We start from the raw sequence: 5,093 nt of genomic DNA on the forward strand, positions 1-5,093 counted from the left end.
CGACAACGACAACGACAACGACGCCCGGTCCGTGGGAAGGTCCGGTAGCTGTTAGGGTACGAGAGGTGCATTAACACCTCAGTTCTGATCGCACCCGCGCCCCCGCGACCCCGGGCGCGCGCCCGGCGTCGCTGGTATCCTGTCGCACCTTGAAAGACCTTCCCGGACCGGAGCCGCACCATCCCATGGCCCACGACGATCAGGACCGCGTGACCGCACTCGCCGGCATCTACCAGGCGGTCGCCTGTGTGATGCGCATCGCCCGCACCGGCAGCGCCGACACCGCCGCCATGGAGCCCTGCATCTACAGCCTGTTCCAGATCGACGCGGCAGACACCGCGGCGGTCTACGGCCCGCCCGGGGCCATGGCCAACGGGGCGCGCCAACTCGTCGCGCAGCTCACCGGCAGGCCCGAGCGCGATCTGGAACTGACCCGCTATGCGGCCTCGGTCATCCGGCTGGAGCGTAAACTGTCCGCGCAGCCGGAGCTGCTCGGGCGCATCGGCGAGGTGATCGAGGGGGCCGCGGTGCTGCATGAACGCTGCCCCTTGCTGGACCCCGACCTGCTGGCCCGGTTCGCCGACCTCTACAGCGAGACCCTGAGCCACCTCAAACCCCGCATCCTGGTCCGCGGCGCCTCCAATCACCTCCAGAACCCGGACAACCAGGTGCGTATCCGCGCCCTGCTGCTGGCCGCCATCCGCTCCGCCCGGCTGTGGCGCCAGTTGGGCGGCAGCCGTTGGCAGATCCTGCTGGGGCACAAACAACTGCTGATGCAGGCGCGCCGCTATCTGGATCAGGCCAGTCACCGGCAACCGGCGGATTGCGGACCACCAGCGGATACGGATTGAGCCGGCGGCACCCGCCGGGCGGCAATGCCGCGCGGTTCCCGTGCTACACTGATCTCGTGTCGACCGCGGAGACCCATCCATGAATCTGACCGTAACCATCGCAGAACAGACCCTGAAACGGGCACGGATGCGTGCCTTGACCGAGAACACCTCAGTCAACGCCGTCGTGCGTGACTTTTTGGACGCCTACGCGGACCACCGCTCGGCCGCCCGCGAGGCCACCGACCGTATCCTGGAACTGGCCAACCAATCGGAAGCCGGCTCCGGTCCCGAAGGGCGTACCTGGACGCGCGAGGAAATCTATGACCGTCCGGTTTTTCGCCGATAGCAATGTCTTTATCTACGCCTATGATAAGGACGCCGGGGTCAAGCGAACCCGGGCCATGGCCTTGATCGACACGGCCGGCGGAGCGGCTGAATTGGCTGTCAGCACCCAGGTCCTCAAGGAGTTCTATTGGGTTACGACGCGGCGGCTGAACCCGCCATTATCCTCAAAGGTGGCTGAAATGGCCGTGCGGGAGTTTGCCCGCTACCCCTTGGTGGTGGAGGATCCCCCCCTGATTCTCGCCGCGATAGCGCGCAGTCGGCAGGATCAGATCGCCTTCTGGGACGCGCTGATCGTCGAAGCCGCCCGCCGTGCCCGGGCGCGCATCCTCTATACCGAAGACCTCCAGCACGGCCGCGACTTCGACGGCCTGATGGTCGAAAACCCCTTTCGCGAGCTGCCATGACCACTCAAGCCCGTCCCACCGCCACCTTCATCAACGTCGGTGAGCGCACCAATGTCACCGGCTCCGCCGTCTTCAAGCGCCTGATCCTGGATGGCAAGTTCGATGCCGCATTGGCCGTGGCGCGGGCCCAGGTGGAAAACGGCGCCCAGGTCATCGACATCAACATGGACGAGGCGATGCTGGACTCCCAGGCGGCCATGACCCGCTTTCTGAACCTGATCGCCGCGGAACCGGACATCGCCCGGGTGCCGATCATGATCGACTCCTCCAAATGGGAGGTGATCGAGGCCGGACTCAAATGCGTCCAGGGCAAGGCGATCGTCAATTCGATCAGCATGAAGGAGGGCGAGGAGGCGTTCCGCCGCCAGGCGCGCAAGTGCCGGCGCTACGGGGCGGCCATCGTCGTCATGGCCTTCGACGAGCAGGGCCAGGCCGACACCCAGGAGCGCAAGTTCGCCATCTGTGAACGCGCCTACCGTATCCTGGTCGACGAACTCGACTTCCCGCCCGAGGACATCTGTTTCGACCCCAACATCTTTGCCGTCGCCACCGGGATCGAGGAGCACAACAACTACGCGGTGGACTTTATCGAGGCGACCCGCCGCATCAAGGCCCACCTGCCCTACGCCCGGGTCTCCGGGGGCGTCTCCAATGTCTCCTTCTCGTTCCGCGGCAACAACCCGGTACGCGAGGCGATCCATTCCGTATTCCTCTACCACGCGGTGCGCGCCGGCATGGATATGGGCATCGTCAACGCCGGCCAGTTGGCCGTCTATGACGACCTGCCGGCGGAGTTGCGCACGGCGGTGGAGGACGTGATACTGAATCGCCGCCCCGACGCCACCGAACGCCTGATCGACCTGGCCCCCAAATACAAGGGCGACGGCTCGGGGATGGAGAACAAGCAGGATTTGTCCTGGCGGGATACACCGGTCGCCAAGCGCATCGAGCACGCCCTGATCAAGGGCATTACCGACTTCATCGAGGCCGATACGGAGGAGGCGCGCCAAACGCTCGGCCGGCCGATCAACGTGATCGAGGGCCCGCTCATGGACGGCATGAATGTCGTGGGCGACCTCTTCGGTGAGGGCAAGATGTTCCTGCCCCAGGTGGTCAAGTCCGCCCGTGTCATGAAGCGCGCGGTCGCCTACCTGGAGCCCTTCCTGGCGCAGGAGAAGAGCACCGGGCAGACCCAGGGCCGCATCCTGCTCGCCACCGTCAAGGGCGATGTGCACGACATCGGCAAGAACATCGTCGGCGTCGTCCTGCAATGCAACAACTATGCGGTGGAGGATATGGGCGTCATGGTCCCGGCGGACCGCATCCTGGCGCGGGCGCGCGAGGTCAAGGCGGACATCATCGGACTCTCCGGACTCATCACCCCGTCACTCGATGAGATGGTCCATGTCGCCCGCGAGATGCAGCGTCAGGGGTTCACGGTGCCGCTGCTGATCGGCGGCGCGACCACCTCCAAACTCCATACCGCGGTCAAGATCGAGCCCCACTACGCGCACCCGGTCGTGCATGTGAAAGACGCCTCCCGCGCCGTCGGCGTGGTGGGCAGCCTTCTGTCCAAAGACCTGAAGGAGAACTACGTGGCCGCCATCCGCACCGACTATGAAGAGGTCCGCGTGCGCCGCGCCGCCCGCGACGAGGCGCGGGACCTCATCCCGCTCGCCGCGGCCCAGGCGAACCGCACCCCCATCGACTGGGAGCACTACCAGCCGCCGACCCCGGCGGAGCCCGGCATCCAGGTATTCAAGGACATCCCACTGGAGGAGATCGCCGCCTATATCGACTGGACCTTCTTCTTTCACGCCTGGCAACTCAAGGGCCGCTTCCCCCAGATCCTGGACGACCCGGAAAAGGGCGAGGAGGCCCGCAAACTCCACGCCGATGCACTCGAGATGCTGCACCGGATCATCACGCAGCGGTGGCTCGCGGCCCACGCGGTGATCGGGATCTTCCCGGCCAACGCGGTGGGCGATGACATCCTGGTCTATGCGGACGAGTCCCGGGTCGACCCCCTGGTCACCTTCCATTGCCTGCGCAAACAGGGCAAGCAGCCCGCTGGTCGACCCAACGAGTGTCTGGCCGACTTCATCGCCCCGGCGGATACCGGTATCCCGGACTATCTCGGCGGCTTCGCCTGCACCGCGGGCGAGGGCATCGACGCCCACGTCAAGCGCTTCGAGTCCGACCTCGACGACTATTCCGCCCTGCTGCTCAAGGCCCTGGCCGACCGCCTCGCCGAGGCCCTGGCCGAGATGCTCCATCAGCGCGTGCGCACCCGCCACTGGCGCTACGCCGAGGATGAACGCCTGGCCGCCGACGCCCTGATCGACGAGCAATACCAGGGCATCCGCCCGGCGCTGGGCTACCCGGCCTGCCCGGACCACACCGAAAAGGACCTGCTGTGGCAATTGCTCGACGCCGAGCGCAACACCGGCATCTGGCTCACCGAATCCAAGGCCATGGTCCCCACCGCCGCGGTCTCCGGACTCTATTTCTCCCACCCCGACAGCCGCTATTTCGCCGTCGGCAAGATCAACCGCGACCAGGTCAGCGACTACGCCGAGCGCAAGGCAATGCCGGTGGCGGAGATCGAACGCTGGCTGGGACCCAATCTCGCGTATGACGTGGAGTGAATACCCGCCAGCCCTCGTTTCCACGCAGGGCGTGAGAACCAGACTGAGAGCAACCCCGGAGCCTTGGCATGAATGCGATCAACCCGACTGGTACGGCCACCCCCCGGGTCCATCTGGACCAGCGGGTACAATTGCACGGCATCCGCTGGCAGGAGTACGAGGCGCTGCTCGCCATGCGCGGCGAGAATAGCGGCACACGCGTGACCTATCTCGACGGAGAAGTGGAGCTGATGACACCCTCGATCGACCATGAAGACCTGCGAACGCGCCTGGGACGCCTGCTGTTCGCCTATGCGGAAGCAACCGGCATCGAGCTTGAGGGCTTTGGGTCCTGGACCCTGCGCAAGGAGACCCAGGGGCGCGGGATCGAGGCAGACGAGTGCTTTGTCGTGGGGCCGATCACCCGCCCCCCCGAGATTCCCGATCTGGCCTGTGAGGTCATCTGGACGTCCGGCGGCATCGACAAACTGGAGGTCTACCGGGGCTTGGGCGTCCCCGAGGTCTGGTTCTGGAAGGATGGCGCATTGCGTATCTATTGCCTCGAGGGTGAAGCCTATATCCGGACCGCGCGCAGCCGGCTCCTGCCGGACCTGGACCCGGATCTCATCGTCCGCTGCATGGCCTATCCGAGCCAGACCCAGGCGGTGCGGGGGTTGCGTGCCGCGTTGCGGGCGAGCTTGGCGTGATAAGTAGCGAGTCAAGAACAAGCTAAACACAAACACCATCGTTGTCGTTGTCGTTGTCGTAATCGTAGCAGCGATGCAATTTAGGGCCTCGATCATCTTTCCGGCCACTGGGAGCGCCGCACCCCAGTGCGGCGCGGCCTATCGGCAGAACGCAACGCCGCGGTCCCTCGCGAGGCC

General features: G+C 65.6%; 4 protein-coding genes and 1 pseudogene. All 5 read left to right on the forward strand.

Annotation, left to right across the window (positions count from 1 at the left end):
• Positions 1-185: 185 nt before the first annotated feature.
• The 5 genes and pseudogenes from hflD (at position 186) to QZY48_RS25815 (ending at position 4,916) form a co-directional block, all read left to right on the forward strand.
• Positions 186-851: a high frequency lysogenization protein HflD gene (gene hflD / locus QZY48_RS25795; RefSeq protein WP_295436386.1), complete on the forward strand. Its 666-nt coding sequence runs from the start codon at positions 186-188 to the stop codon at positions 849-851.
• Between the two features lie 79 nt (positions 852-930).
• Positions 931-1,179: a hypothetical protein gene (locus QZY48_RS25800; protein ID WP_295436387.1), complete on the forward strand. Its 249-nt coding sequence runs from the start codon at positions 931-933 to the stop codon at positions 1,177-1,179.
• Positions 1,154-1,582: a PIN domain-containing protein gene (locus QZY48_RS25805; protein WP_295436388.1), complete on the forward strand. Its 429-nt coding sequence runs from the start codon at positions 1,154-1,156 to the stop codon at positions 1,580-1,582. Before QZY48_RS25800 ends, QZY48_RS25805 begins: the two co-directional genes overlap by 26 nt.
• Positions 1,579-4,230: pseudogene (gene metH / locus QZY48_RS25810) on the forward strand (methionine synthase); the annotation flags it as partial. The gene QZY48_RS25805 and the pseudogene metH, both read left to right, overlap by 4 nt.
• Positions 4,231-4,298: 68 nt before the next feature.
• On the forward strand, positions 4,299-4,916 hold the full coding sequence (locus QZY48_RS25815; protein WP_295436389.1) for a Uma2 family endonuclease: 618 nt from the start codon (positions 4,299-4,301) through the stop codon (positions 4,914-4,916).
• Positions 4,917-5,093: the final 177 nt, after the last annotated feature.

It is taken from the genome of uncultured Thiodictyon sp., from assembly GCF_903828115.1.
Lineage (GTDB): Bacteria > Pseudomonadota > Gammaproteobacteria > Chromatiales > Chromatiaceae > Thiodictyon.

Bases quoted from the DNA above. Each gene is read 5' to 3' on its own strand.
- QZY48_RS25805 (WP_295436388.1), top strand. From the start codon at position 1,154: ATGACCGTCCGGTTTTTCGCCGATAGCAATGTCTTTATCTACGCCTAT.
- hflD (WP_295436386.1), top strand. From the start codon at position 186: ATGGCCCACGACGATCAGGACCGCGTGACCGCACTCGCCGGCATCTAC.
- QZY48_RS25815 (WP_295436389.1), top strand. From the start codon at position 4,299: ATGAATGCGATCAACCCGACTGGTACGGCCACCCCCCGGGTCCATCTG.
- QZY48_RS25800 (WP_295436387.1), top strand. From the start codon at position 931: ATGAATCTGACCGTAACCATCGCAGAACAGACCCTGAAACGGGCACGG.